The organism is Thermus aquaticus, assembly GCF_001280255.1.
Classification (GTDB): Bacteria; Deinococcota; Deinococci; order Deinococcales; family Thermaceae; genus Thermus; species Thermus aquaticus.
Genome location: NZ_LHCI01000106.1, coordinates 339,141 through 365,641 on the forward strand (window position 1 = coordinate 339,141; position 26,501 = coordinate 365,641).

Annotated in this window: 24 protein-coding genes; 10 read left to right on the top strand and 14 right to left on the bottom strand. The window is 68.7% G+C overall.

The features are described from left to right. Positions 1–7: 7 nt before the first annotated feature. Positions 8–610 carry a ribonuclease HII gene (locus tag BVI061214_RS02800; protein WP_053767199.1) on the bottom strand — a complete coding sequence of 201 codons (603 nt, stop codon included), beginning with the start codon at positions 608–610 and terminating at the stop codon, positions 8–10. Between the two features lie 20 nt (positions 611–630). Between BVI061214_RS02800 and BVI061214_RS02805 the strand changes: the two genes are divergently transcribed. The 5 genes from BVI061214_RS02805 (at position 631) to BVI061214_RS02825 (ending at position 7,190) form a co-directional block, all read left to right on the top strand. Further along, positions 631–2,118 (top strand): carboxylesterase/lipase family protein, encoded by a 1,488-nt coding sequence (locus BVI061214_RS02805; RefSeq protein WP_053767200.1) that lies wholly within the window; start codon positions 631–633, stop codon positions 2,116–2,118. 4 nt (positions 2,119–2,122) lie between these two features. Further along, complete coding sequence (locus tag BVI061214_RS02810; protein WP_053767201.1) at positions 2,123–4,126, top strand: molybdopterin oxidoreductase family protein; 2,004 nt, start codon at positions 2,123–2,125, stop codon at positions 4,124–4,126. A gap of 140 nt (positions 4,127–4,266) precedes the next feature. Next, positions 4,267–4,677: an NUDIX hydrolase gene (locus BVI061214_RS02815; RefSeq protein WP_053767202.1), complete on the top strand. Its 411-nt coding sequence runs from the start codon at positions 4,267–4,269 to the stop codon at positions 4,675–4,677. A gap of 1 nt (position 4,678) precedes the next feature. Beyond that, complete coding sequence (gene thiI, locus BVI061214_RS02820; protein WP_053767203.1) at positions 4,679–5,899, top strand: tRNA uracil 4-sulfurtransferase ThiI; 1,221 nt, start codon at positions 4,679–4,681, stop codon at positions 5,897–5,899. Further along, positions 5,886–7,190, top strand: coding sequence for an amidase (locus tag BVI061214_RS02825; RefSeq protein WP_053767204.1), 1,305 nt, complete (start codon positions 5,886–5,888; stop codon positions 7,188–7,190). The genes thiI and BVI061214_RS02825 overlap by 14 nt, the downstream gene beginning before the upstream one ends. Here the strand turns inward: BVI061214_RS02825 and BVI061214_RS02830 are convergent. Beyond that, positions 7,183–8,373 carry an SLC13 family permease gene (locus BVI061214_RS02830; protein WP_053767205.1) on the bottom strand — a complete coding sequence of 397 codons (1,191 nt, stop codon included), beginning with the start codon at positions 8,371–8,373 and terminating at the stop codon, positions 7,183–7,185. The genes BVI061214_RS02825 and BVI061214_RS02830 overlap by 8 nt on opposite strands. Further along, a complete protein-coding gene (locus tag BVI061214_RS02835) occupies positions 8,351–8,959 on the bottom strand; it encodes a GNAT family N-acetyltransferase (RefSeq protein ID WP_053767206.1) in 609 nt (202 codons plus the stop codon). Before BVI061214_RS02835 ends, BVI061214_RS02830 begins: the two co-directional genes overlap by 23 nt. A 20-nt stretch (positions 8,960–8,979) precedes the next feature. On the opposite strand from BVI061214_RS02835, the gene BVI061214_RS02840 reads away from it, so the two are divergent. The 3 genes from BVI061214_RS02840 to BVI061214_RS02850 are packed head-to-tail and all read left to right on the top strand — an operon-like array spanning position 8,980 to position 11,654. Next, a complete protein-coding gene (locus tag BVI061214_RS02840; RefSeq protein WP_053767207.1) occupies positions 8,980–10,023 on the top strand; it encodes a M28 family peptidase in 1,044 nt (347 codons plus the stop codon). 13 nt (positions 10,024–10,036) lie between these two features. Next, positions 10,037–10,531: a MogA/MoaB family molybdenum cofactor biosynthesis protein gene (locus tag BVI061214_RS02845; protein ID WP_053767208.1), complete on the top strand. Its 495-nt coding sequence runs from the start codon at positions 10,037–10,039 to the stop codon at positions 10,529–10,531. Beyond that, entirely contained in the window at positions 10,524–11,654 is a 1,131-nt protein-coding gene (locus BVI061214_RS02850) for an aminotransferase class I/II-fold pyridoxal phosphate-dependent enzyme (RefSeq protein ID WP_053767209.1), read from the top strand. The genes BVI061214_RS02845 and BVI061214_RS02850 overlap by 8 nt, the downstream gene beginning before the upstream one ends. A 60-nt stretch (positions 11,655–11,714) precedes the next feature. Here BVI061214_RS02850 and BVI061214_RS02855 read toward each other — a convergent pair whose 3' ends face one another. The 8 genes from BVI061214_RS02855 to aceE all read right to left on the bottom strand — a co-directional run bounded on the left by BVI061214_RS02855 (position 11,715) and on the right by aceE (position 22,911). Then, positions 11,715–12,848 (bottom strand): hypothetical protein, encoded by a 1,134-nt coding sequence (locus tag BVI061214_RS02855; protein ID WP_053767210.1) that lies wholly within the window; start codon positions 12,846–12,848, stop codon positions 11,715–11,717. A 179-nt stretch (positions 12,849–13,027) separates the two neighbouring features. Further along, entirely contained in the window at positions 13,028–14,332 is a 1,305-nt protein-coding gene (locus BVI061214_RS02860) for a S8 family serine peptidase (RefSeq protein ID WP_053767211.1), read from the bottom strand. Positions 14,333–14,430: 98 nt separating this feature from the next. After that, positions 14,431–16,110 carry a tetratricopeptide repeat protein gene (locus BVI061214_RS02865; protein ID WP_053767212.1) on the bottom strand — a complete coding sequence of 560 codons (1,680 nt, stop codon included), beginning with the start codon at positions 16,108–16,110 and terminating at the stop codon, positions 14,431–14,433. 9 nt (positions 16,111–16,119) lie between these two features. Next, positions 16,120–17,364 carry a bifunctional folylpolyglutamate synthase/dihydrofolate synthase gene (locus BVI061214_RS02870; protein ID WP_053767213.1) on the bottom strand — a complete coding sequence of 415 codons (1,245 nt, stop codon included), beginning with the start codon at positions 17,362–17,364 and terminating at the stop codon, positions 16,120–16,122. Further along, positions 17,365–17,760, bottom strand: coding sequence for a manganese-dependent transcriptional regulator PerR (gene perR, locus BVI061214_RS02875; RefSeq protein WP_003046731.1), 396 nt, complete (start codon positions 17,758–17,760; stop codon positions 17,365–17,367). Between the two features lie 25 nt (positions 17,761–17,785). After that, positions 17,786–18,697, bottom strand: a complete 912-nt coding sequence (gene hemC / locus BVI061214_RS02880; protein ID WP_053767214.1) for a hydroxymethylbilane synthase — start codon at positions 18,695–18,697, stop codon at positions 17,786–17,788. Between the two features lie 145 nt (positions 18,698–18,842). After that, entirely contained in the window at positions 18,843–20,174 is a 1,332-nt protein-coding gene (locus BVI061214_RS02885; RefSeq protein WP_053767215.1) for a 2-oxo acid dehydrogenase subunit E2, read from the bottom strand. Between the two features lie 19 nt (positions 20,175–20,193). After that, positions 20,194–22,911 (bottom strand): pyruvate dehydrogenase (acetyl-transferring), homodimeric type, encoded by a 2,718-nt coding sequence (aceE, locus tag BVI061214_RS02890; RefSeq protein ID WP_053767216.1) that lies wholly within the window; start codon positions 22,909–22,911, stop codon positions 20,194–20,196. 112 nt (positions 22,912–23,023) lie between these two features. On the opposite strand from aceE, the gene BVI061214_RS02895 reads away from it, so the two are divergent. Further along, positions 23,024–23,881: a LysR family transcriptional regulator gene (locus BVI061214_RS02895; RefSeq protein ID WP_053767217.1), complete on the top strand. Its 858-nt coding sequence runs from the start codon at positions 23,024–23,026 to the stop codon at positions 23,879–23,881. Here the strand turns inward: BVI061214_RS02895 and BVI061214_RS02900 are convergent. Both BVI061214_RS02900 and BVI061214_RS02905 read right to left on the bottom strand, forming a co-directional pair. After that, entirely contained in the window at positions 23,878–24,135 is a 258-nt protein-coding gene (locus BVI061214_RS02900) for a hypothetical protein (RefSeq protein ID WP_053767218.1), read from the bottom strand. The two genes, BVI061214_RS02895 and BVI061214_RS02900, sit on opposite strands and share 4 nt — an antisense overlap. After that, positions 24,132–24,395, bottom strand: coding sequence for a septum formation initiator family protein (locus BVI061214_RS02905; protein ID WP_053767219.1), 264 nt, complete (start codon positions 24,393–24,395; stop codon positions 24,132–24,134). Before BVI061214_RS02905 ends, BVI061214_RS02900 begins: the two co-directional genes overlap by 4 nt. Before the next feature lie 198 nt (positions 24,396–24,593). Here BVI061214_RS02905 and BVI061214_RS02910 point away from each other — a divergent pair, with 198 nt between their 5' ends. Further along, positions 24,594–25,037: a Fur family transcriptional regulator gene (locus tag BVI061214_RS02910; RefSeq protein ID WP_053767220.1), complete on the top strand. Its 444-nt coding sequence runs from the start codon at positions 24,594–24,596 to the stop codon at positions 25,035–25,037. Positions 25,038–25,078: 41 nt separating this feature from the next. Here the strand turns inward: BVI061214_RS02910 and BVI061214_RS02915 are convergent, their stop codons facing one another. Continuing rightward, positions 25,079–26,464 carry a leucyl aminopeptidase gene (locus BVI061214_RS02915; protein WP_053767221.1) on the bottom strand — a complete coding sequence of 462 codons (1,386 nt, stop codon included), beginning with the start codon at positions 26,462–26,464 and terminating at the stop codon, positions 25,079–25,081. Positions 26,465–26,501: the final 37 nt, after the last annotated feature.

Below are 26,501 nucleotides of genomic sequence, written 5' to 3' on the forward strand. Positions count from 1 at the left end.
TAGAGGCTTAGGGGTCTTGGGGAAACCTTAAGGAAGCCCGTACGGGGGTGAAGCGGCGCCGGTGCACCGGGGAAGGCCCCAGGGCGAGGAGGGCCTCCTGGTGCTCGGGGGTGCCGTAGCCCTTGTGCTTGGCGAAGCCGTAGCCGGGGTAGAGGCGGTCCAGCTCGGCCATGAGCCGGTCCCGGTGGACCTTGGCCAGGATGCTGGCGGCGGCCACGCTGGGGCTTTCCCGGTCCGCCCGTGGGGGAGCGAGGAGGGGAAGGGGGATGGAGAGGGGAAGGTAGTCCGTCACCAGGGCCTCTGGGGGAAGGGCCAGGGCGGAGAGGGCCCTCTTGGCCGCCAGGAGGGTGGCCCTATAGACCCCAAGCCGGTCCACCTCTTCCACCTCGGCCAGGCCCAGGGCGTGGGCCAGGGCCACCCGCCTCACCTCCTCGGCCAGGGCCTCCCGGGCCTTGGGGGTGAGGAGCTTGGAGTCCTTAAAGGGATAGCGGCCTGGGGGGAGGATCACCGCCCCCACCACGATGGGCCCGGCCCAGGCCCCCCGGCCCGCCTCGTCCACCCCGGCCACCCGGAGGCCCAGGGCCCAGAAGCCCGCCTCGAGGCCCTCCATCTTTGTGGGATTATAAGCCCATGCGCTGGCTCCTCCTTTTCCTCCTCTCCCCCGCCCTGGCGGCGGAGCTTTTCCTCTTCACCCCGGAAGGCCCCCTCCGGGGCGAGGCCCGGGACGGGGTGGGGGCGGTGTACGGCCTGGCCTACGGGGAGGCGGGGCGCTTTACCGCCCCCAGGCCCGTGGAGGGCCTGAGGCAGGGGCCGGTCCGGGCCTGCCCCCAGCCCCCCGGCCTCACGGCCCGGTTCGGGGGGTCTATGCCGCCCCAGGAGGAGGACTGCCTCCAGGTCCAGGTCTACTTTCCCCTGAGGCCCCCACCCCCTGGGGGGTTTCCGGTCATGGTCTTTTTCCATGGGGGAAGCTTCCTCTCGGGAAGCGGGGCCGAGCCCATCTACGCCGCTTGGCGGCTGGCGCGGGAGGGGGCGGTGGTCTTTCTGCCCAACTACCGCCTGGGGGCCCTGGGGTTTCTAGCCCTCCCCGCCCTCCGGGAAGAGGACCCTGTGGCCGTGGGCAACTACGGCCTCCTGGACGCCCTCCTCGCCCTGCGCTTCGCCCAGAGGGTGGCCCCCTACTTCGGGGGGAGTCCCGAGGGCCTCACCCTCTTGGGCCAGTCGGCGGGAAGCATGCTCACCTGCACCCTCCTGGCCCTGCCCGAGGCGAGAAGGCTCGTCAAGGGGGCCATCCTCCAGTCCGGGGGGTGCGCCGAGGTGCGCCCTCTGGAAAAGGACCTGGAGGTGGGGGAGAAGGTGGCGGCCAAGGCGGGGTGCGACCCCAAGGACCTCACCTGCCTGAGGCGGGCTCCGGTCGGGGACCTGGTGCCCGGGGGCGGGGGGAGCCTCGAGGCCACCTTCTTCCTCTCCTCCCCCTTCAAGCCCCACCTAAACCCCCGCCTCCTGCCCAAAAGCCCCCTGGAGGCCCTAGTGGATGGGGAGGCCCGAGGGATTCCCCTCCTCGCCGGGGCCACGGCGGAAGAGGTGCCCCCGGGGGAAGGCCCCAGGAGCTGGGCGGGCTTCGCCGAGGCCTTGAAGGGGGAAAAGCCGGGGGTGCGGGAAGCCCTTCTCGCCCACTACCAAGGCCGCTTCCGGGACCCCAGGAGGGCCTACGCCGCCTACCAGACGGAACGCACCCTCCTCTGCCCCACCCTAAAGGCGGCCCGGGTCCAGAGGGCCTTCGCCCCCACCCACGCCTACCTCTTCACCTTCCGGGTGCCGGGCCTCGAGGGCCTGGGGGCCTTCCACGGCCTGGACCTGGCCCCCCTTTTCGGCAACCTCCAGGAGATGCCCTTCCTCCCCCTCTTCCTGACCCAGGAGGCCCGGGCCAAGGCCGAGGCCCTGGGCGCCAGGATGCGCCGCTACTGGGTCGCCTTCGCCCGGGAAGGGGAGCCCAAAGGCTGGCCCCGCTGGCCCCTCTACCGGGAGGGCTTCGTCCTGCGCCTGGACGAGCCCTTAGGCCTCCTCCCCGACCCCTACGAGGAAAGGTGCGCCCTTTTGGAGAAACTTGGGCTACTATAGGCCCATGCGGGCCACCTGTCCCCTGGACTGCCCGGACGCCTGCAGCCTCCGCCTCACCTTCAGGGAGGGGAGGCTTCTCAAGGTGGAGGGGGACCCCCGCCACCCCATCACCCGGGGCTTCGCCTGCGCCAAGACCTACCGCTACCCGGAACGGGTCCAGGAGAGGCTCCTTTACCCCATGCGCCGCATTGGGCGGAAAGGGGAAGGGCGCTTTAGGCGGGTCTCCTGGGAGGAGGCCCTGGACGGCATCGCCCAGAGGCTCATGGAGGTCTTGGACCGGGAGGGGGGCGAGGCCGTCCTCCCCTACCACTACGCCGGGACCATGGGCCTCATAGAGAACCAGCACCCCCTGGCCTTCTTCCGGGCCATCGGGGCGAGCGAACTCCTGGAGACCATCTGCGCCACGGCGGGGAGCGCCGCCTGGGAGATGACCTACGGGCCCCGCCTGGCCCCAGACCCCGAGGACATTCCTGAAGCCCGCCACATCGTCCTCTGGGGCATCAACAGCCTCTCCACCAACAGCCACCTGACCCCCTTCCTCAAGGAGGCCCGGCGAAGGGGGGCCAGGATCGTCCACATTGACCCCTACGAGAACCTCACCAGCCGCTTCGCCGACTGGCACATCAAAATCCGCCCCGGCACCGACGCCGCCTTAGCCTACGGCCTGGCCCACGTCCTCTTCCGGGAGGGCCTGGTGGACGGGGAGTACCTGGAAAAGGCCGCTTTGGGCCTCGAGGCCTACCGGGAGGAGGCCGAGAGGTGGACCCCGGAAAGGGCGAGCGCCCTCACCGGGGTGCCCCCGGAGGCCATCCTCCGCCTGGCCCGGGAGATGGGGGAGGCGAAAAGGGTCTTCCTCCGGGTGGGCTACGGCATGACCCGCCACCCGGGGGGCGGGAACGCCCTAAGGGCGGTCATCCTCCTCCCCGCCCTCCTCGGGGCCTGGCGCTACCCGGGGTGCGGGGCCATGCTCTCCACCAGCGGGGCCTTCTTCCTCAACAAGCGCTTCCTGGGCGGGCGGCACCTCCTAGAGGGGACGCACCCCCCCGAAGGCTACTTCCGCCCCAACCCCAGGGTGCGGGCCGTCAACATGAACCAGCTGGGCACCGCCCTCACGGCCCTGGACCCCCCCATCAAGGCTCTCTTCGTCTTCAACGCTAACCCCCTGGTGGTGGCCCCAAACGCCGGGAAGGTGAAGGCGGGCCTGGAGCGGGAGGACCTCTTCACCGTGGTCCTGGAGCAGGTGATGACGGAAACCGCCCTCTACGCCGACTACCTCCTCCCCGCCACCCTCTTCTACGAGCACCCGGACCTCTACACCAGCTACGGCCACTACTACCTCTCCTGGAACGAACCCCTGGCGGAGCCGGAAGGGGAGGCTAGGCCCAACACCTGGGTCTTCCGGGAGCTGGCGAAGCGGCTTGGCCTGAAGGAACCCACCCTCTTTTGGAGCGCCGAGGAGGTGGCCCGAAGCCTCCTCCAGACCGACCACCCCTTCCTCCAGGGGATCACCCTGGAAAGGCTCAAGGAGGAGGGCTTCCTGAAGCTCAACCTCCCCAAGCCCTTCCTCCCCTTCGCCCAAGGGAAGGTGCGCTTCAGCCCGCCCCCTCTGGTCATCCCCACCGAGCCCCTGCCCGGCTACCCCCTGATCCTCATCACCCCCCCGGCCCACCGCTTCCTCAACACCACCTACGGGGACGTCCGGGCCCTGGTGGAGGCGGAAGGGGGGGAGCCCCGGCTCCTCATCCACCCCGAGGACGCCCTGGCCCGGGGGATCGGGGACGGGATGCTGGTCCACATCCGTTCTCCTTGGGGCCGCATCACCCGGAAGGCGGTGGTGACCGAGGCCCCCATGCCGGGGACGGTGGTCCTCGAGGGCACCTGGTGGGAGAAGTGGGCCATAGACGGCAAGGGGGTAAACCACCTCACCTCGGAGAGGCTCACGGACCTGGGGGGCGGGAGCACCTTCCACAGCACCCCGGTGGAGGTGGAGCCCCTGCGCCTGGCCTAATACCACCCCATGCTGGCTTGCGCCAGCATGGGGGCCCCGGAAAAAGGCTCCCGGGATCACCAGGGCTGGTGGGCCGAAGGAAAGGGGAAGCAAGGGTAGTGGGATTTGCGCCCAGGCTACAATCCTGATAGGCTTGGGGAATGGTGAAGCGTTCCGTGGCCCTGGCCGCCTGGGGAGAGGAGGGGCTTCTTCTGGTGAAAAGGCCCGAGGAGGACCCGGAGTTCCCCGGGGTCTACGGCCTCCCCGCCGTGAGCCAGGAGGAGGGGGAAAGCCTGGAGGCGGCCGCCAGGAGGGTGGCCCGGGAAAAGCTGTCCACCGAGGTCCGGCTCCGCTACCCCGTGGCCTTCGGCAGGGAGGAGCGGCCCGGGTACACCCTGGAGCTTTGGGTCTACGAGGCCGACCTCCTCTTCCCCCCAAGCCTGCCCGAGCCCAGGCCGGGCAAGACCTACTACACCGCCTTCCGCTTCGGCCGCCCCGAGGACCTCAAGGAGGCGGCCAGGACGGGCTCCTTGTGCAGCCGCCTCTACCTGGCGGTGAAGGTGGGGTGCTGAGATGGAACACCTCTTGGTGAACCTCTTCCACGAGCTGGCCCTCAAAGGGGAAAACCGGCCCCTCTTCCTGAAGAAGGCCAAGGCCCACGTCAAGCGGGCCCTGAAGGGATTGGAGGCCAGGCTGGAGGCCCAGTGGCCCATGGCCCTCCTCTTCCGCCTCCCCCAGGGGGCCTGGCCCGAAGCCCAGGAGCGCCTTTCCACCACCCTGGGCGTGGAAACCTTCGCCCAGGTGCTGCGCCTCCCCCCAGACCTTAAGGCCATAGAGGCCGCTTTGGCGAAGGCTTTGGAAGGCGAAAGCTTCGCCACCTTCCGGGTGACGGCCAAGCGCGCCGACAAGACCTTCCCTCTCACCTCCCCGGAGCTGGAGCGGCGCCTGGGGGCCTTCATCCAGGAGAGGACCGGGGCCAAGGTGCGCCTCAAGGGGGCGGAAAGGGAGTTCGTGGTCCGCATCCTGCCCGGGGCGGCCCTTCTGGAGGTGGCCCGCCACCCGGGGCCCGGGGGGCTTCCTCCCGGGGTTTCCGACAAGGTGGTGGCCCTCCTCTCGGGGGGCATAGACTCCCCCGTAGCTGCCTACCGCCTCATGCGCCGGGGGGCGGAGGTGGTCCTGGTCCACTTCCACCCCTTCCCCCTCCTCTCGGGGGCCAGCCGGGAGAAGGCCAGGGCCATCGCCGAGAGGCTGGCCCGCTTCCAGCACCGCGTCCGCCTGCACCTGGTCCCCTTCAGCGAGGTCCAGCGGCGCATCATCCTCGAGGCCCCCAAGGCCTACCGGGTGGTCCTCTACCGCCGCTACATGCTCCGCCTGGCCGAGGCCATCGCCAAGGAGGAGGGGGCCTTGGCCCTGGTCACCGGGGACAGCCTGGGCCAGGTGGCCTCGCAGACCCTGGAAAATCTCTATGTGGTCAACCAGGCGGCCACCCTCCCCGTCTTCCGCCCCCTCATCGGCCTGGACAAGGGGGAGATCGTGAAGGAGGCCCAGAAGATCGGCACCTACCCCATCTCCATCCTGCCCGACGAGGAGTGCTGCACCCTCTTCGCCCCCAAGCACCCGGTGACCCGCGCGGAGCTCTCCGTGGTCCTGGACACCGAAGCCCGCCTCCCCACCGAGGAGCTTCTGGAGCTGGCCCTGAAGGACCGGGAGGTGGCCCTCTTCACCTGGCCGGGGCGGAAGGCCCTGGAGGAAGGGGCTTCCCGGGCTTTTATAATGGAGCATGGACCTGCTTGAAGCCAAGCACCTCCTGGAAACGGGCAAAACCACCCCCCTGGCCCTTTTAGAAGAGGCCCTGGAACGGGCCAAAGCCTACGCCGACCGCAACGCCCTGGCCTATTTGGACGAGGAGAGGGCCAGGGAGGAGGCCCTCCGCCTCACCGAGGAGCTAAAGCGGGGCCAGACGAGGGGCCCCCTTCACGGGCTTCCCCTCACGGCCAAGGACCTCTTCCCGGTGAAGGGGATGCCCACCCGGGCCGGGACCCGGGCTCCCCTCCCGCCCCTGCCCGAGGAGGCTTTGGCGGTGGGGCGGCTTAAGGAGGCCGGGGCCCTCATCTTCGCCAAGACCAACATGCACGAGGTGGCCCTGGGCATAACCGGGGAGAACCCCTGGACCGGGCCCGTCAGGAACGCCGTTGACCCCACCCGCCAGGCCGGGGGAAGCAGCGGCGGGAGCGCCGTGGCCGTGGCCCTGGGGATCGGCCTGGCCTCCTTGGGCTCGGACACGGGGGGGTCCATCCGCATCCCCGCCGCCTTCAACGGGGTGGTGGGCTTCAAGCCCTCCTACGGCCGGGTGAGCCTGGAAGGGGCCCTCCCCCTCTCCCGCTCCACCGACCACGGGGGGCCCCTCGCCAAGACGGTGCGGGACGCCCACTTCCTTACGGAGATCCTGGCCGGGGAGAGCATCCCCTTAGAAGGCCCCCAGAACCCCACCTTCGGCGTCCCCCTGGACTTTTTGGAGGGGCGGCTGGGCGTGGGGGTGCGGAAAGCCTTTACCAGGCTTCTGGAAGACCTCCCGGGCCTCAGGGCCACGGTGAAGGAGGTCTCCTTGCCCCTCGAGGGGGCCTACGAGGTCTACACCCGCCTGGTGCGCTACGAGGCGGCCCGCATCCACGAGAAGGCCCTTAAAGAGCACCCCGAGGGCTTCTCCCCCCAGGTGCGGGAGGCCCTCCTGGCCGGGCTCGCCCTCACCGAGAAGGACTACCGGGACGCCGTGGCCGAGCGGGAGGTCTTAAGGCTAAAGCTGGTGAAGGCCCTTAGGGGGGTGGACGCCCTCCTCCTTCCCGCCCAGCCCCTCCCCGCTCCCCCCCTGGGCGCGGAGGAGGTGGAGCTGGAGTCGGGCAGGAAGAGCCACCGGGAGGCCTTCATCACCCTGACCCTGCCCTTCAGCCTCCTGGGGGTGCCCGCCCTCGCCCTGCCCTTCGCCAAGGTGGAGGGGATGCCCGTGGGCCTCCAGGTGGTGGGCCCCTACGCCGAGGACGGCAGGGTGCTGGCCATCGGGGGCTGGCTGGAGGCCCGCCTCAGGTGAGCCAGAGGTAGAGGAAGGCCAGGGTCAGAAGGGTGAGGGGAAGGCCGAAGCGGAGGTGCTCGGCAAAGGAGATCCTCACCCCCTCCTTCCCCGCCCCCTCGGCCACGATCAGGTTGGCCACGCTGGCGAGAAGGGTGAGGTTGCCCGCCAGGGTGCTGGCCCCGGCCAGGAGGAGCCAGGAGGCCTCCCCCTTTACGTGGTGGGCCAGGAGGAGGACGGCGGGCACGTTGGAGATGAGGAGGGAAAGAAGGGTGGCGGAAAGGAGAAGGCCCAAAGGGCTTTGGGCCAGGGGAAGAAGCCCCTCGGCGAGCCCAAGCCGCCTCACCCCCTCGGTCACCACAAAAAGCCCCGAGAACATCACCAGAAGCTCCCAGTCCACCCTCAGGAAGAAGCGCTCGGAGCGGAGCCTGCGGGTAAAGAGGAGGAGGCCCGCCGCCACCATGGCCCCCTGGGCCATGGGGTAGCCCAGGAGGAAGGCCACAAGAAGGCCCAGGGCCACCAGAAGCCCCTTGCGGAGAAGGGCGGGGTAGACCCTGGAGCGCACCGGGGGCAGGGGCGGGAGGGGCTTCAGGCTCCTGACCTCGGGGTAGAGGAGGGCGAGGAGGAGGACCTGGAGGGCCAGGCCCAAGAGGGCCACGGGCCACAGCGCTGCCAGAAAGCCCAGATAGGAGATCCCCGAGAGGCTCGCCACCAGGATGTTCTGGGGGTTGCCGGTGGGGGTCATGAGGCTTCCCGTGTTGACCGCCCCCATGAGGGCGAGGAGGTAGGGCACGGGGTTCAGGTCCAAGGCCTTGAGGAGGCGGAGGAGGAGGGGGGTGAGGAGGAGGGCCATGGTGTCGTTGAGGAAGAGGGCGGAAAGCCCCCCGGCCCCGAAGGTGAGGAGGACCAAAAGGGCCAAAGGGCTTCGGGCCAGGCGCAAGAGCCCCTGGGCGGCCAGGGCGAAGAAGCCGGCGTAGGAGAGCTGGGCGTTCAGCACCATGACCCCGAAGAGGAAAACCAGGGTGGGGGCGTCTAGGGCCTCCCAGGCGGCCTCCAGATCCAGGGTGCCGAGAAGCAGAAGGAAGCTCGCCCCCACCAGGGCCACCCCGGCCCGGTTCATGCGGTAGCCGGGAAGCCCTCCCAGAGCCAGGCCCAGGTAGGTGAGGAGGAGGACGAGGAGGCTAAGGGCGGCCCTCGGGTCCATAGAGCCTGGCCAGAAGCCGGGCCTTCACCCCCGGCCACTCCTCGTGGAGGAGGCTGTAGACCACGTCGTCGCGGAAGCCCCCGTCGGGGAGCCTGCGGTTTCGCCGCAAGACCCCCTCCCGCACCGCCCCCAGGGCCTCGAGGGCCCTTTGGCTCCTCTCGTTCCTCAGGTCCACCTTGAACTGGACCCGCTGGGCCTTCAGGACCTCAAAGGCGTGGGCCAGGAGGAGGTACTTGGCCTCCTTGTTGGCGGGGCTACCCCAGAAGGGCTTGAAGATCAGGGTGCCCAGCTCCAGCCTGGCGTTTGCCTCATCGGGCGCGATCACCGAGATCCTGCCCACCAGGCCGGGAAAAGGCCTCAGGGCCGGGAGGGCGGGCGTGGGGCGTATGGCCCAGTTGACCCGGCCGGGCTCGGCCAAAAGGGCCTCGAGGTGGGCCCTCATGGCCTCCTCCGTCCCCTCGGGCGAGCGGCTCATGTAGCGGAAGACCTCGGGGTCGTACCGCTTGAGAAACTCGGGGAGGTGGGCCAGGGAAAGGGGCTCGAGGCGCACGTACCGCCCAGTGAGGACCTCGGGAAAGGTCCACATGGCACCATTATCCTGGAAGGGTGAACCCCCTGGAAGAGGTTTTGGCGCTCCTCAAGCTACCCCACCGGGGAAGCGCCACGCCCCTGGAGGCCGAGGCCTTCCGCCGCCTCCGGGCCCTTCTGGAGGAAAGGGGTCTGGCCCCGGCCGCCATCCCCTTCCGGGGAGTGCCCAGTTACGGGTGGGAACTCCTTTTCATCAGCCTCCTCCTGGCCCTCACCCCCTTCTCCCCCCTCTTCCCCCTCCTGGGGGCCTTGGGGTTTTTCCTCTACTTCCACGGGATCCGCCCCTGGGCCTTCCTCCTGGACCGCTTTCCCTCCCAGAACCTCCTAGCCTGGAAGGGTGAGGGGGAAAGGGCTTTGGTCCTCATGGCCCACGTGGACACGGCCAAGACCTACTTCCTCTACCACCCCGGGAGGGTCCGGGGCTTCCGGCTGGCCTTTTTGGTCAACGCGGGCCTGGCCTTTCTGGCCCCCTTCCTGGCCTTCACCGCCCTGGCCTGGCCCTTGGGCCTTTACTTCCTCCTCCAGGCCGCTCTCCTCCTCCACCGGGAGCTTTCCGCCCCCTACGTGGAGGGGGGCAACGACAACGGAAGCGGGGTAGCCGTGGCCACCGCCCTCTTCCTGGAGGCCGAGCCCCCTCCCGGGTGGCGCCTCGGCCTGGCCCTTACGGGGTGCGAGGAGGTGGGGGCCCTGGGGGCCAAGGCCCTCCTCCCCCACCTGCCCACGGGGGCCCTCGTCCTCAACCTGGACAACGTGGGCTGGGGAGAGCTCTTTTATGCCGAAGGGGAGGGGATGCTCCTCTTTTTCCCCTACCGGGGTCCCCTCCTGGAGGCGGCGCGGAAGACCCCGGGAGCCAGGCCCGTCCGCTACCGCCTGGCCTACTTTGACACCCTGCCCCTCACGCAGCGGGGGTTTTCCTGCCTGACCCTGGTCCGCCTCGAGGGCGGCCTCCCCCCGGACTGGCACTGGCCCACCGACACCTTCGCCCGCCTGGACGAGGGAGCCCTGGAGGGCACCCTGGTCTACGCCAGAAGCCTTCTTGAAAAGGTCTTCCGGGAATCGTGATAGGCTAAGGGCAATGTTCCGCGTGGGCATTCTCACCATCTCCGACAAGGGCTACCGGGGGGAGCGGGAGGACACCACCCACCTGGCCATCCGGGAGGCCCTGAGGGGCGGGCCCTACGAGGTGGTCCTCTACGAGCTGGTCCCCGACGAGCCCCCCATGATCAAGAAGGTCCTCAGGCTCTGGGCGGACCGGGAGGGGCTGGACCTCATCCTCACCAACGGGGGCACGGGCCTCGCCCCCCGGGACCGCACCCCCGAGGCCACCAAGGAGGTCCTGGAGCGGGAGGTCCCGGGCCTGGCCGAGCTCATGCGCCTTAAGGGCCTGGAGAAGACCCCCATGGCCGCCCTCTCCCGGGGCGTGGCCGGGGTGCGGGGGAGGACCCTGATCCTGAACCTTCCGGGAAGCCCCAAGGGGGCCCGGGAGTCCTTAGAGGCCGTCCTCCCCGCCCTGCCCCACGCCCTCTCCCTGGTGACCGGCAAGGCGTGGCGGGAGGGGCACCATGAGTAGGGTGCCCGAGGCCTCGGTCTTTCTGGTGGTGGACGAGGCCAAAAGGAAGGCCCGGGAGAGGGGGGTTCCCCTCATAGACCTCTCCATCGGCTCCACCGACCTCCTCCCCCCAAAGGCCCCCCTGGAGGCGCTAAGGGAGGCCCTCGAGGACCCCGCCACCTACGGCTACTGCCTGAAAAGCTGCACCCTCCCTTTCCTGGAGGAGGCGGGCCGCTGGTACGAGGGGCGCTACGGGGTGCGGCTTGACCCCAGGCGGGAAGCCTTAGCCCTCATCGGAAGCCAGGAGGGCCTGGCCCACCTCCTCCTGGCCCTCACCGAGCCCCATGACCTCCTCCTCCTTCCCGCCGTGGCCTACCCCAGCTACTTCGGGGCGGCCCGGGTGGCCTCCCTGGAAACCTTTTACATCCCCCTCCGCTCGGATGGCCTCGCCGACCTCGCCCAGGTCCCCGAAGAGGTCTGGAAAAGGGCCAGGGTCCTCCTCCTCAACTACCCCAACAACCCCACGGGGGCCGTGGCCGACTGGGCCTACTTTGAGGAGGCCCTGGCCCTCGCCCGAAGGCACGGGCTTTGGCTGGTCCACGACAACCCCTATGTGGACCAAGTCTATGACGGAGAGGCCCCCTCCCCCCTGGCCCTCCCCGGGGCCAGGGAGCGGGTGGTGGAGCTCTTCTCCCTCTCCAAGAGCTACCACCTGGCGGGCTTCCGCCTGGGCTTCGCCCTGGGGAGCGAGGAGGCCATCGCCAGGCTGGAGCGGGTCAAGGGGGTCATAGACTTCAACCAGTACGCCGGCATCCTGCGGATGGGGGTGGCGGCCCTGAAAATCCCCAGGGAGGCGCTAAGGGGCTACGCCCGGGTCTACCGGGAGCGGGCCTTGGGCATGGCCGAGGCCCTTAAGGGAGCCCTGGACCTCCTTCCCCCCAAGGCCACCATGTACCTCTGGGGAAGGCTTCCCAAGGGGGTGGACGACCTGGAGTTCGCCCTAAGCCTCGTGGAAGAGGGGGTGGCCCTCGCCCCCGGGCGGGGGTTCGGGCCCGGGGGGAGGGGGTTTGTCCGCATCGCCCTGGTGCGGCCCTTGGCGGAGCTTCTTCAGGCGGCGCAGGTTATCCGAGAGGCTTTGAGTTAAGCCTGGGCAAAAGTTTGTGGAGAGGGCCCAGACTCTGACCCTCTCCATGTAACTTCTAACCTACGGCTGGCAGCAGGGGAAGCCCAAGGTTATGCGAAGACGCTTCCCCCCTTGTCCAGAGGTATTTCCCATGGTAGTAACCGTTGAGTTGCTTCCGTCTATAGCGTTGACCACGCTCAGGGGTAGGAAGTTATCCCCCAGACCTACAAAGCTCATAACGGAATCCGCAGCTAAGCTTCCCGTGGTGGTGTTGAGTAGAACCTTGGCGATGTTCAGGCCTCCCCCCGCTGGCAGCTGACGCTCGTAAGTTGCTTCCACAGTGATGAAGGCTCCATTGGGATTGGGAGTTCCATCCCAATCAGAGTAGAAGACATCGTAAAACTCCGCACTCTGAACTCCCTCAAAATCCCGGTTGGCCGGACCCAAGTTGCCCGTGAGCCTCGTGGTCAGCTGCGCCGATCCGCTAGGGAAGGTAACAGTTTGGACAGCGCCAGACTTTTCCAAAAAGCTCAACGACTGCAAGCCGCTCCTCGTGCGGATGGGCTCGCGGCAACAATCGGTGTAGCGAACCGAGCCCTCAACGATAAGGCCGGTGCTACTGCGGTAAGTGTCCCTTACCCGAACCTGGAGAATGTTTATCTGGGCACCGAAGTTGAACAAGGCAGGGTTGCTGATAGAAATCGCGACGAAGTCCTGCAACATGTTGCCTGGGTTGCTAGGAGAGAAGGTGTGAAGAACGTTCCCATTAAGGCGAACCTCCTCTATTGCGTCATCGGCCGAGAGCTTAAGGTTGAGACTCGGGGATGAAGCGCCGTTGGGAAGGGTGAAGTAGTAGGTGTACTCGTAAATGATGGGGTTGGGGGGAGGATTGTTTGGATCGTTGTAGGCCGTCCCGTTAGGGTTGATGCCTATGTACTGGGCGTTGGGGAAGCTAATGGGAAAGCTGAGGCTGGTAACGTGGGCTTGGCGCGGAACTGTGGCCCCTGGGGTCGGATCCACCGTGACCCACCACTCATTATCCAGTTGCCCGCCAGGGATAATGGTCCCCGCAGACTGATCGTACCCCGTGTTCAGGTTGAGCTGCACTGTAGCCCGGGTGCACTGTGTACCGGTACCCCCGCCCGGCCCATTGGGCCCGCACCCTGCCAGGAGCAGGGCCGCCAAAAGGGCTATAGCCGTCCACTTCTTCCACATGGCTTTCTCCTCTCTGAGGAGCCTAGGCGGATTTTGGGGGAAGCTCGGTTCGCCTTAAGCTGGCCTCGAGGCCAAAGGTAGCGCAGACCCCCTTAACGGAGCCTGAACGGTGGATGAACGCCTAAGGGAACAAAGGAAACCCCCGGGGAGGGCCCCCGGGGGCCTTGGGAGGCAGGACCTCAGGGCTTCTGAGAGAGGTCCAGCATCCCCTTCCCCACCTCCTGCGGGGGGAAGGGTAGGGGCTGGGCGTTCTCCTCCAGGCGCTGCTGGAGCTGGGCCGGGGTGAGGTTCAGCTGGGCCGAAAGCCACAGGGCCATAGCCCCAGCCACCAGGGGGGTGGCGAAGGAGGTGCCGGTGCAAAGCCTTTGTCCACCACCTGGGGTCATGCATTCCAAATCCGTACCCGGGGCCGCCAGATCCACGTAGGTCCCCCGGGTGCTGTAGGGAGCCGGACGCAGGTCCTTGTCCAGCGCCCCCACCGCCACCAGCCCCGGCAGGTCAAAGGCAGCAGGATAGTGGGCCGGACTTCCCTGGTTCCCCTGGTTGCCCGCGGCCGCGGCCACCGGGATGCCCTGGGAGAGGGCCGCCTCCAGGGCCAGCTTCAGGGCCTCCACCGGGGTGTCGCCCCCCAGGCTCAGGTTGAGGACCGTGGGCCCCTGACGGTTTTGCACCACCCAGCACACCCCCCGCACCACCCGGCTTGCCCGGCAGACGCCGCTTTGGTCGCAGACCCGCACCGGGAGGATATCTGCATCCGGGGCTACCTCCTTCACCAGGCCCGCCGCCCCGGTGCCATGGCCGCCGGGAAAAGCGTCCTGGGGCACGGTGTCGTCTTCCACGAAGTCGTAGCCGAGAAGCTGAGGGACTACGGGGTCCACCCCGGTGTCCAGGACGGCCACGGCCACCCCTTGGCCGGAAAGGCCTCGCTGGTGGGCCCGGAAAGCCCCTATGGCCTCCGCACCCCAGCTGTCAAAGCTCCACAGGCTTTCCGGGTCGGCCTTGTAGCTGGGGTCCAGGGCCTCCAGCTCCTCCAGGGCGCGGCCCAGGGCCTCCCCGGTGTAGCCCAGCTCCGCCAGGGCGAAGCCGCAGCCCCTAAGGTCATCCCTCCGGATGAGGGAAAAGCCCTGGGGTAGGTCGCGGAGGGCTTGGCCCAGGGGCAGGCGCAGGAGGACCCGGTCCCGGGCCACCTGGCCCAGGACCCCCAGGGTGGCGGTGGCGGTGCCCCTCGAGGTCTGGACCTCCACCTCTTTAGGACCCCCCGCCACCGCCGGCACCCGGAAGACCAGGGCGCTTCCCGAGGCCCGCACCACCTCCGCCTCCTCACCCCCCACCCAAACCCTCGCCCCCTCCGCCCGGGCCCCGGTGAGGGTAGCCGTCACCTCCTCCCCCACCAAGGCCCTTTGCGGGGAAAGGCTCACCTGCAAGGGGGTCGGACCGCAGGCCGAAGAGAAAAGCAAGGCGAGAAACAGAAAAAGCTTCCTCATACCACCACCTCCGCGGGGAAGCTGTAGCCGTCCAGGTCCCAGAGGCTTAGGGGCATGAAGGGAGGATAGGGAAAGGGGTCTGAACGGAGCCTGAACGCCTAGAGGTCCTGCAAGCGGGCCCGGTAGCGCTGGGCCAGGGCCTGGTGGCCGGCTTCCTCCAGAACCCTTATGGCCTCTTCCAGAAGGGCCCGGTCCCCGCGGAGCTCCGCCCAGTTGGCCAGGGCCGCCGCCAGAAGGAGGTGTTCCCCCGCCCTTTGGGCCAGCTCCAGGGCCTTCTCGTAGGCACTCTGGGCTTCCTCCTTCCTGCCTTGGCGGTGGTAGAGGGCCCCCAGGTTGTTCCAGGCCCGGCCCATGGCCTCCAGGTTCCCCACCCTTTCCGCCAGGGCCAAAGCCTCTCGGTAAAGCCCCTTGGCCTCCTCTATAAGGCCCTGGCGCTCCTTGACCACCCCCAGGTTCAAAAGAAGGCGGGCCTGCAGGAGGGGATGGTCCGCCGCCGCCTCTAGGACCTCCCGGAAGGACTCCTCCCCCTGGCCCAGCTCCGCCAGGGCCACGGCCCGGTTCCCCAGGGCCCCCAGGTGGCGGACCCTTTCCCCCGCCAGCAGGAAGCGCACCGCCGCCCGGCTAAAGGCCTCGGCGGCCTCCTGGAAGCGCCCCTCCCCCATATGGAGGAGGCCTAGGAGGTTCCACCCCTCCCCTTGCGCGTAGGCGTCGCCCTTTAGCGCCTTTTCCGCCTCCGCCGCCGCTTTTGGCCGATCCCCCATGCGGAAGGCGAGGACCCCCTTGAGGGCGCTCTTTCCCGGGCTCTCGGGCACCTCCTCCAGCAAGGAGAGGGCCTCGGCGTACCGCCCCAGGCGCTCCAGGACCCGGGCCCGGAGGAGGAGGACCTCGAGGTCGGGGGCCAGTTCCAGGAGGAGCTCCAGGGCCTCCTTGGGATTCTCCTCCACCTCCTTCCGGGCCAGGTCCAGAAGGGCCCTTTTCCCCCGGGCTGCGTCCTCCTCCTGCCAGAGGGGAAGGCTCAGGCGGTAGTAGGGGGCGGCCTCAGGCAGGGGGAGCCTCCGGGCCAGCTCCAGGGCCACCCTGCGGGCCTCGAGGGTAAGGGTCGGCCGGAAGGTGGGCTCACCCGTGGAGGTGAGAAGGCCCCGCTTCCAGAGAAGCTCCAGGGCCTCCGCGCTCACCTCCAGGACCTCACCCGCCTGAACCGGCCCCAGGAAGGCCACCCCGTAAAAAGCCCGGCGCGCCTCCGGGGGCAGGAGCTCCCGGCGAGGCGCCTCCTCCGCCACCTCGGCCACCCCGGGCAGGGCCAGCGCCGCCCGCCAAAGGGCTTCGCCCTCCTCCTCTAACCCCAGGGCGAAGCGCTTTCCCGCCTCCCGGAGGTGGGCGCTATAGAGGGCCTCGGCCAACGCCTCCCGGGTGGACCAGACCCACTCCTCCAGCTCCTCGGAAAGGTCTTCGTCAGCCCCTTCCAGGAAGCGGCCCCGGTAGAGGGCCCGGGCCTCGTCCAAGCGGCCCTGGGCCAGGACCTCCTTAAGGAGGAGGGCGTCGCAGGCTACCCGGGCCTCCAGGACCTCATTCCCCACGATCGCCACCCCGGCCCGCTTGAGTTGGGAAAGGGCCACGGAGAGGCTGTTCTTTTGGTCTTCGGCCCGGGGCCAGAAGAGCTCCTGGAGGTGGCGGCGGGACTTGGGGCCCTCGAGGGCCAGGTAGGCCGTCAGGAGGAGGGGCTTTTTCTTGCTAAAAGAGGCCCCCTCTAACCTCAGTCCCCCCAGGGTGCGGAGCACGCACCCATTCTATTGCCAGCGTTCCTCCGGGGGGAGGCCCCTCAGGGCCCTCAGGACCTCCCCCACCAGGTAGAGGCTCCCCGCCACCACCGCCCGGTCCGCAAACCCAAAGGCCCGCTCTAGGGCCTTGAGGGGGTCTTCCTCCACCAAAGCCCCGGGGAAGAGGGGGAGGAGGGCCCTGGGGTCCTGGCTCCGGGGGGAGGCGTAGCGGGTGAGGACCACAGGGGCCAGGCCCCTTAGGGCCTCGGCCATGGCGGCGTGGTCCTTGTCCCGGGAGAAGGCCAGGACCAAGGCGGCGGGAAGAAGCCCGTGGAAGCGGAGGGCCTCCTTGAGGGCCAGGGCCCCTTCCGGGTTGTGGGCCCCGTCCAGGATGAGCTCCTTCCCTCCATAAAAAAGCCGCTGGAGCCGCCCGGGGTTCTCCGCCCTAAGGAGGCCCCTCTCCACCGCCTCCCAGGAGGCCCCAAGGAGGCGGCCCGCCAAGGCGGCCAGGGCCAGGTTCTCAGCCTGGTGGGGGCCAAGAAGCTTCGCCCTGAAGGGCCTTTCCTCGCCCGTCCTGGGGAGGTAGAGGGTGAAGCCCAGACCCTCCTCCAGGGCCTCCAGGTCCCCCACCCCAAAGTCCTCCCCCAGAACCCAAAGGGGCGTCCCCCGGGCCCTGGCCTCCGCCTTCAGGGCGGCGAGGCCTTCCCCCCTGGCGGCGGTGAGGGCGGGGACGCCCTTTCGGAAGATCCCCGCCTTCTCCCGGGCCACGTCCTTCAGGGTGGGCCCCAGGACCTCCAGGTGGTCGTGGCCGATGTTGGTGACCACCGAGAGGACGGGCTCGGCGGCGTTGGTGGCGTCCAGCCTGCCCCCCAGGCCCACCTCCAACACCGCCAGCTCCACCCCCTCCCGGGCGAAGTGGAGGAGGGCCAAGGCGGTGGCCACCTCAAAGAAGCTGGCCCCCAGGGCTTCGGCGTGGGGGCGGACCTCCTCCAAGAGGGCAAGGAGCTTCTCTTCGGGAATGGGGCTGCCCTGGACCTGGACCCGCTCGGAAAAGCGCACCAGGTGGGGGCTGGTGTAAAGGCCTACCCTAAGGCCCGCCTCCTCCAGGATGGCGGCCAGGGCCCTGGAGACGCTCCCCTTGCCGTTGGTGCCGCCCACCAGAACCGCCGGGTAGGCCTCCTCCGGCTGGCCCAGACGGGCAAGAAGGGCCCGGATGCGCTCCAGGCCCAGGGTCACGGCGCTCTGGCGGGCGTAAAGCCAGGCCAGGGGATCCATCTAGCCCTTCAGGGCCGCCTTGCACTGGGGGCAGAGGCCCCTGTAGGTCACCTCCACGCTCCGCACCTCCACGCCGGGGTGGGCCCTCTGGGCGGGGCCTAAGAGGTCGGGCAGGTCCACCTCCAGGTCCACGATGACTCCGCACCCCTCGCAGAGGAGGTGGAGGTGGGGGTGGAGGTTGGCGTCGTACCGGGTGGCCTCCCCCGCCTTGGTGATGGGGACCAGGTACCCCTCCGCCACCAGAGCCTCGAGGGTGCGGTAGACGGTGGCCAGGCTCACCCGGGGCACCAGCTTGCGCACCTCCTGGTAGATCCAGGCGGCGTCCGGGTGGTGGTGGGCCTTCTGCACCACCTCCAAAACGGCCTTACGCTGGCGGGTCAAGCGCTTCAGCGCCATCTACACCACTATAGCTCAATCCCCACTAAAGCGGTCGGGTTAGGGCCATAATCTCCCGCCCCCCCTGCTCCAGGATGTCCCGGGCCAGCTCCAGCCCCAGCTCCTCGGCCTCGGAGGCCTCCCCCTCAATCTCCGCCCGGATGAAGCTCTTGCCGTCGGGGGCGAAGATCCCCCCCTCCAGGACCAAGGTACCGTCCTCCCCCACCTGGGCCAGGGCCCCCACGGGGGCCAGGCACCCCGCCCCTAGGCCCCTCAGGAAGGCTCGCTCCGCGCGCACCCGGTCGTGGGAGGCGTGGTGGTGCAGGGCGTAGCTGAGCTCCTCGGCCAGGTCGTCCCCCTGGCGCACCTCCAGGGCCAGGGCCCCCTGCCCCGGGGCCGGGAGCATGACCTCGGGCTCCAGAAACTGGTCTATGCGGTTCCTGAGGTCCAGCCGGATGAGCCCCGCCGCCGCCAGGATGATGGCGTCGTACTCCCCATTGCCCAGAGCGGCCAAGCGGGTGTCCACGTTGCCCCGGAGGTCCTTGACCACAAGGTCCGGGCGGTGGGCCAGGATCTGGGCCTTGCGCCTTATGGAACTGGTCCCCACCACCGCCCCAGGGGGAAGGTCCTCCAGGCGCTTAAAGGCCTTGCCCAGGAAGGCGTCCCGGGGGTCCTGGCGCCTGGGGATGGCGGCGATCTTGAGGCCCTTGGGCTCCTCGGTGGGCAGGTCCTTGAGGGAGTGGACGGCGATGTCAATCTCCCGGGCAAGGAGGGCCTCCTGAAGCTCCTTGACGAAGATGGCCTGCTCCCTGGGGTCCGCCCCCCCGTCGCCCCGGGTCCTGATGGTCTTCACCTTGAACTCGGCCTCGGGCCAGCTCTCCTTGAGGCGCTCCACCACCCATCGGGTCTGGGCCAGGGCCAGGGCGCTACCCCGGGTTCCCACCACGATGACGCGCATACCTTCCCAGTATAGGCCTAATACCACCCCATGCTGGCTTGCGCCAGCATGGGGGCCCAGGCATGGTGGGCCGAAGAAAACAGGAAACAAGGGTATACGTGGCCGCTTTGGAGCCCCCGCCGTGGCCCAAGCCGCGGTGAGGTACTTAGGCCAGGGCCAGGCCCACGGGGTCTTCCAGAAGCCCGGCCAGGTGGCGGCAGAAGCGGGCGGCCTCGGCCCCGTCAATGAGGCGGTGGTCGTAGGTGAGGCTATAGGGCATGTAGAGCCTGGGCAGGAAGGCCTCCTTTTCCGGGTCCCACACGGGCTTCATCTGGGAGCGGGAAACCCCCAGGATGGCCACCTCCGGCCAGTTGACGATAGGGGTGAAGCCCGTGCCCCCGATCCCTCCCAGGTTGGAGAGGCTGAAGGTGCCCCCCTGCATCTCCTCGGGGGAAAGCTTCCTGGCCCTGGCCCTCTCCGAGACCTCCTGAAGCTCCTGGGCCAGGGCCAGGATGCCCTTCTTGTCCACGTCCCGGATCACCGGCACCAGGAGGCCGTGGGGGGTGTCCACGGCCACGCCGATGTGGACGTAGTCCTTGTAGATGACCTCCTGTTTCTCGGGGTCAATGGAGGCGTTGAACTTGGGGAAGGCCTTCAGGGTGAGGGCCAGGGCCTTGAGCAAGAAGGCGGTGAGGGTGAGGCGGAAGCCCTTTTCCTCGGCCTTTCTGGCGTAGCCCTTGCGCAGGGCCTCGAGCTCGGTGATGTCGGCCTCGTCAAAGTGGGTGACCATGGGCACCTGGGCCCAGGCCTGGGCCATGGCCCTCATGGTGGCCTTGCGCACCCCGCTCATGGGCTCATGGCGCACCGGGCCCCACCGGCTGAAGTCGGGAAGCCTGGGCGTGGGGGGCGGGGCCTCGAGGGCCGCCGGGGCCAGCCCCGCCGCCCGGCGCACGTCTTCCTCGGTGATGCGCCCGGCGAGGCCGGTCCCCCGCACTTCCCGGATGTCCACGCCCAGCTCCCGGGCGAGCCGCCTCACGGAGGGCGCGGCGGGGACGAGGCGCCCTTCAGAGGGCGCCTGGGGGGCCCTGGGCAGCGCCAGTTCGGGAGCGGGCTCGGGCCTTAGTGCCTGCGCTTTGGTTTCGCCATAGGGAGTGCTCAAGTCGGGGCTGAGGAAAGGTTTTTCTGGGGCCCCCACCGCGGCAAAAGCCGCGGTGGGGTACTTAGCCTCGGGCGCACGCTGGGCGACCTGGGAAACCTCCAGAGCCTCCTCCTCCGCAAGCTCCAGGAAGGGCTGTCCAGGGCGCACCTCCTCCCCCACTTGGACCAGAACCCGCTTCACCACCCCGCCCACCTCGGCGGGCACCTCCATGACCGCCTTGTCGGTCTCCAGCTCCAAAAGGGGCTGGCCGGGGGCCACCCGGTCCCCCTCCCGGACCAGAACCCCCACCACGGTGGCCACGGCCACGTTGTCGCCCAGTTCGGGAATCCTAAGCTCCATACCGCCTCCTGTACTGCCTTTACCGCCTGTGGGGCGGCCTCTCCTCCAGCCTAAGCCCAAGGCGCTCCTTGGCCGCCTTCAGGGTCTTCTCGGGCAACTGGCCTTCCTCCGCCAAAAGGGCCAAGGCGGCGTAGGCGATGTGCCGGGCGTCCACCTCAAAAAAGTCCCTCAGGGCCTCCCGGGTGTCCGATCGGCCAAAGCCGTCGGTGCCCAGAGCGCAGAAGGGGCGGCCCACATGGTCCCGCACCAGGCTGGGCAGGGCCTTCAGGTAGTCCGTCACCGCCACCACCGGCCCCTCGTGGCCCTCGAGGGCCTGGGCCACGTAGGGCTTGCGGGCCTTCCCCAGAAGCCGCCTTTCCCTTTCCGCCTCCACGGCGTCCAGGTACAGGGCCTTGTAGCTGGTAACGCTCCAGACGTCGGCCACCACCCCGAAGTCCAAAAGGAGCTCCTGGGCCTTCAAGGCCTCCCTGAGCAGGGGGCCGGTGCCGAAGAGCTGCACCCTTTTGCCCTTCCCCTCCCCTTGGCGGAAGAGGTAAAGCCCCTTGAGGATCCCCTCTTTCACCCCTTCCCGGGGCTCGGGCATGGGGGGGTGGGGGTAGTTTTCGTTCTCAATGGTGATGTAGTAGAGGACGTCCTCCCCCTCCTTGTACATGCGCCGGAGGCCGTCTTCCAGGATCACGGCGAGCTCGTAGGCGAAGGCCGGGTCGTAGGCCAGGAGGTTGGGGGCCGCCAGGGCGTAGATGTGGCTCTGGCCGTCCTGGTGCTGCAGGCCCTCCCCCTCCAGGGTGGTCCGCCCCGCCGTGGCCCCCAGGAAGAAGCCCCGGGTCCTTTGGTCGGCGGCGGCCCAGACCAGGTCCCCGATCCTCTGCAGGCCGAACATGGAGTAGGTGATGAAGAAGGGGATGGTGGGGATGCCATAGTGGGCGTAGGCCGTGCCGGCGGCGATGAACTCCGCCATGGCTCCGGCCTCGGTGATGCCCTCCTCCAGGATCTGCCCCTCCTTGCTCTCCTTGTAGGCGGTGAGGGTGCCGGCGTCCACGGGGATGTAGAGCTGGCCCTGGGGAGAGTAGACCCCCACCTGGGCGATCAGGGCCTCCATGCCGAAGGTACGGGCCTCGTCGGGAACGATGGGGACGATGAGCTTGCCGATGACGGGGTGGCGGAGCAGCTTGGCCAGGATACGCACGAAGGCCATGGTGGTGGAGATCTCCCGGCCGCCCGAGCCCTCGTAGAACTCCCGGAAGAACTCCTCCCCCGGGACCTCGAGGCCCCCCGTAAAGCGCACCCGCCTTTCCGGCACGAAGCCCCCCAGGGCCCTCCTCCTCTCCAGGAGATACCGCACCTCCTCGGAGTCCGGCCCGGGGTGGTAGTAGGGGAGCTCGGCCAGCTTCTCCCCGGGGATGGGGATCCCCAAAAAGGCCCGGGCCTCCTTCAGGTCCTCCTCGGTGAGCTTCTTCACCTGGTGGGCCACGTTCTTGGCCATGGCCGTGGGCCCCATGCCGTAGCCCTTGATGGTGCGGGCCAGGATGACCACCGGGCTCCCCTTGTGCTCCACCGCCGCCTTATAGGCGGCGTAGATCTTCTCCAGGTCGTGGCCGCCCCGGCTCCGGGTGAGCTCGGTGAGCTCCTCGTCCGTCATGCCCTCTATGAGGCGCTTGAGTTCCGGGGTGTTGAAGAAGCGCTCCCTAAGCTCCTTCCCCCCGAAGGCGGCGTAGCGCTGGCTCTCCCCGTCCACCAGGGCCTCAAAGCGGCGGAGGAGGTGCCCCTCCCGGTCCTTGGCGAGGAGCTGGTCCCAGGCCGAGCCCCAGACCACCTTGATGACCCGCCAGCCCGCACCCCTATAGAGCCTCTCCAGCTCCTGGATGATCTTGGAGTTGCCCCTCACGGGCCCGTCCAGGCGCTGGAGGTTGCAGTTCACCACAAAGATGAGGTTGTCCAGGTTCTCCCTGGCGGCCAGGTGCAAAGCCCCCACGGTCTCGGGCTCGTCGTGCTCCCCGTCCCCCAGGAAGGCCCAGACCTTGGCGGAGCTCTTGGGCTTCAGGCCCCGGTCCTCCAGGTAGCGCATAAAGCGGGCCTGGTAGATGGCCTGGATGGGCCCAAGCCCCATGGAGACCGTGGGGAACTCCCAGAAGTCCGGCATGAGCCAGGGATGGGGGTAGCTGGAAAGCCCCCGGCCTCCCGGCACCGGGGGGTGGACTTCCCGGCGGAAGTTCTCCAGGTCCGCTTGAGAAAGCCGGCCTTCCAGAAAGGCCCGGGCGTAGATGCCGGGGGAGGAGTGGCCCTGGAAGAAGACCAGGTCCCGGTCCAGACCCGCTTCCGGCCCCCGGAAGAAGTGGTTGAAGCCCACCTCATAGAGCTCGGCGATGGAGGCGTAGGTGGAGATGTGGCCGCCGATGCCGTCCGCCTTCTTGTTGGCCCGGGCGACCATCATGGCGGCGTTCCAGCGGAGGATGTTGGCGATGCGGCGCTCTAGCTCCAGGTTCCCGGGATAGGGGGGCTCCAGCTCCTTGGGGATGGTGTTGAGGTAGGGGGTGTTGAGGCGGTTCTGCGGGAAGAAGCCCTGGAGGTAGAGGTACTCGTCCAGGTGGCGCAGAAGCTCCTCCACCCGCTCCGGGCCTTCCACCTTAAGCACGTACTCCAAGGACTCCCGCCACTCCCGGTTCTCTATCTCCTTAAGCCGGGCCCGCTCCTCCGGCGAAAGCCTGGCCCAAGCTTCCTTAAGCTCCCGTTCCGTCATGCTCCCCCCTTGACCAAAAGTACACTACACCGACCCACCCTTCAGTCTGGGGCAGACGGGGCCCCTTTGTCCAATAGCCAAGGGGCTGGGCAGGTGATAAGATTTTCCTATCATGGACCTGCGGCGGCTCCGCCTCTTTCTGCTCCTGGCCGAGGAGAAAAACTTTCACCGGGCGGCGGAGCGGGCCTACCTCTCCCAGCCCGCCCTCTCCCAGCAGATCCAGGCCCTGGAGCGGGAGCTGGGGGTGAGGCTCTTGGAGCGCCGCCCCTTCCGCCTGACCCCGGCGGGGGAGGCCCTGGCCCGGGAGGGGAAAGCCCTTTTGCGGGAGGTGGAGGCCCTGAAGGAAAGGGTGCGCCGGGCGGGGCGGGAGAGCCTGCGCTTTGGGGTGCCGGAGAACCTCCTCCCCGACCTCATGCCCCTTCTGGACCACCTGCGCCGGGGGCTGGGGGAGGCGGTGGAGGTCCTGGAGATGCACACCCCCGAGCAGGTCAAGGCCCTCAAGGAGGCGCGGCTGGACTACGGCCTGGCGGGCCTCAAGGTGGCGGACCCCGCCATAGAGGAGGAGCCCCTTTTCAAGGTGCCCATCGTGGTCCTCCTCCCCGAGGACCACCCCCTGGCGGGGCAGGAACGGGTCCCTTTGGCAGAGCTAAGGGAAGCGCCCTTTCTCCTCCTTTCCCGGGAGACCCTCCCTCCCCTCCACGAGGCCTTCCTGGAGGTCTTCCGCCGGGCAGGCTTCGCCCCCCGGGTGGTGCGGGAGGTCTCCCGCTTCTCCCAGGCGGTGAGCCTGGTGGCGGCGGGGTTGGGCGTCCACCTGACCCTGGCCCCCTACCGGGTCTTCCCCCACCCGGGCACCGTCCTGCGGCCTTTGGAGGAGGAGGCCAGCCTGCAGGTGGCCCTCATCTACCGCAAAGACCCCCCGCCCCCGAGGCTAGGCGAGGTGCGGGCCCTCCTCCGGGCCTGGGCCCCTTAGGCCTTTAGGCCCTGGACCTCATCCCCGCCCCAGGCCAGCTCCACCAGTCCGATCACCTCCTCCACGGGAACCCCGTAGTCCAGGGAAAGCCGGGTGATCTCGTGGCCCAGGCGGCGCAGGTGGGCAATCTGGGCGGGGTCGGCGTCCTTGGCCAGGTCCAGAAGCCAGGAAAGCAGGACCTGGGCTTCCTCGTCGGTGAGGCCCTCCGTCAGGGCCTCGTCTTCCAGGAGAAGGTGGGCGGGGTCCTCCCTCATCGCCTCTTCAGTATCTCCTCTTGGCCCACAAAGCCAAGCCTCCTGGCCAGAGCCTCCAGGTGCTCGGGGTCTTTGGCGGCGGCCACCAGGGCCTCAAGGCGGGCTATAGCGGCCCGCTTCTTCTCAAGCTCGGCCTCGAGGCGGGCCCGTTCCTGGGCCAGCTTCTGGGCCCGCACCCCCTCCTGGGCCAGGAGGAAGAGGGCGTGGGCCAGGCCCAGGGCGAAGACCAGGTGGAGGAGGCGGTAGATGGGCCGCTCCAAGGTGGCCCCATTATACCCTCTTCGCGCCTTGCAAAGAACAGGGATTCCCTTCAAAATAGCAATAGGGCGTCCGGAAGGAACAGGTGCAGAAAGCCCATCAGATGGGCAAAAATCTTTGATTTTATCTCCTGGAGAACCTTAGGGATGTTGCATTTGCACACCCCAGGTGTATACTGGAACCGAAAGGAAGGAGGAGCTATGCCAAGGACCAAGGAAAAGGAGAACTACCGGGCGCGGCTAAAGGCGGTGGGTCTGCGGCACACCCTGCCCAGGGAGCGGATCCTGAGCTTCCTGGACAAGAAGAACGTCCACCCCACCCCCGAGGAGCTCTACCAGGGCCTGAAGAAGCGGGGCTACGACATCGGCCTCTCCACCGTCTACCTGAACCTCCACGTCCTCCGGGAGCACGGCCTCATCTACGAGTTCAAGGACCCCAAGGGCTACACCCGCTACGACGGCTACACCGAGCCCCACGTCCACCTGGTCTGCACCTCCTGCGGCAAGGTGGAGGACTTCCTCCTGAAGAACCTGCCCGAGCTGGACCTCAGCCCCGCCATGCAGGCGGCGGCGGAGCGCTCGGGCTGGGCGCTGGAGGGCTTCCGGCTGGAGTTCAGGGGCAAGTGCCCCAACTGCCAGAAGTAGCCGGAAAAGGCCTAGGGCCCGGGGAAGCCCCCGGGCCTTTTCTACAGGGCCTGGGCCACCTCCAGGATGGTCCGCACCCCAAAGCCCGTTCCCCCCTCGGGGCCCAGGGGGTGGCCTTTTTTGGCGAAGGCGGGGCCGGCGATGTCCAGGTGGGCCAGGGGCACGCGGACGAACTCCGAGAGGAAGAGGGCGGCGGTGATGGCCCCGCCGTTCCGGTCCCCCACGTTCTTCAGGTCGGCCACGGGGCTTTTGAGCTTCTCCCGGTAGGCCTTCTCCAGGGGCATGGGCCAGACCTTCTCCCCTGCCCTATGGGCCGCCTCCTGGACCAGGCTCCCCCAGGCGGGCTCGGTGGCGAAGAGGGCCGCCACCTCCTCCCCCAGGGCCACCACGGCGGCCCCGGTGAGGGTGGAGAGCTCCAGGATGCGCTCCGCTCCTTCCCGCTCGGCGTAGAAGAGGGCGTCCGCCAGGGTGAGGCGGCCCTCGGCGTCGGTGTTCATCACCTCCACCGTCTTGCCGGAGAGGGTCTTGAGGACGTCCCCCACCCGGTAGGCCCGGCCGGAGATCATGTTCTCGCAGGCGGCGATGTAGCCCCTGATCTCCACGGGAAGGCCCAAAAGGGCGGCGCTCTTCATGGCCCCGAGGACCGCCGCCGCCCCGGCCATGTCGCCCTTCATGGTGGTCATGCTCTCGGTGGGCTTCAGGGAGTAGCCCCCGGAGTCAAAGGTGAGGCCCTTCCCCACCAGGTCCAGCCGGGCCCTGGCGCCAGGAGGGGCGTAGCGGAGCCGGATGAAGCGGGGCGGGTTGGCCGAGCCCTGGGCCACGGCCAAAAAGGCCCCCATGCCCAGGCTGGCGATGGCCTCCTCGTCCAGGACCTCCACCTCAACGCCTAGGGACCGAAGCTCCAGGGCCCTTTCCGCTAGGGCCTCCGGGGTGAGGAGGTTCGGGGGCTCGTTCACCAGGTCCCGGGCCAGATAGACCCCTTCCGCCACCTTCCTGGCCCTTTCCAGGACCCCCTCCGTCACCCCGGGGAGGCGGAGGGTGAGGGCCTTTTCCTCCTTCTCGGACTTGTGGCGCTGGAAGCGGTAGGCCCCAAGGAGGAGGCCTTCCGCCAGGGCGTAAGCATCCTCCAAGGGCTCCACCAGGGCCTCGGGGAAGCGGAGCCTCAGGAGGGCCTGGGCCAGCCTTCCCCCGCTACTCCTGGCGTCCTCCCCCAGGCCGAAGAGGAGGACCTGTTCCTCCGGCGCGGCCACCAGGAGGCTCTCCCCCTCCTTCAGGGAGACCCCCTCCAGAGCCCGCCGCAAAAGCCCACCCAGCCGGGCGTCCAGGGCCTCCCCCTTGGAAAGGAGCCGGCCCTCCTTCACCCAGGCCACCTTGAGGGGCGCCTGGCCTTCTGCCAAAGAACCCTCGGCGCGCGTCAGCGTGATCACGCCCTGGGTTATACCACGCCCGGGCGTGGCAGAATGG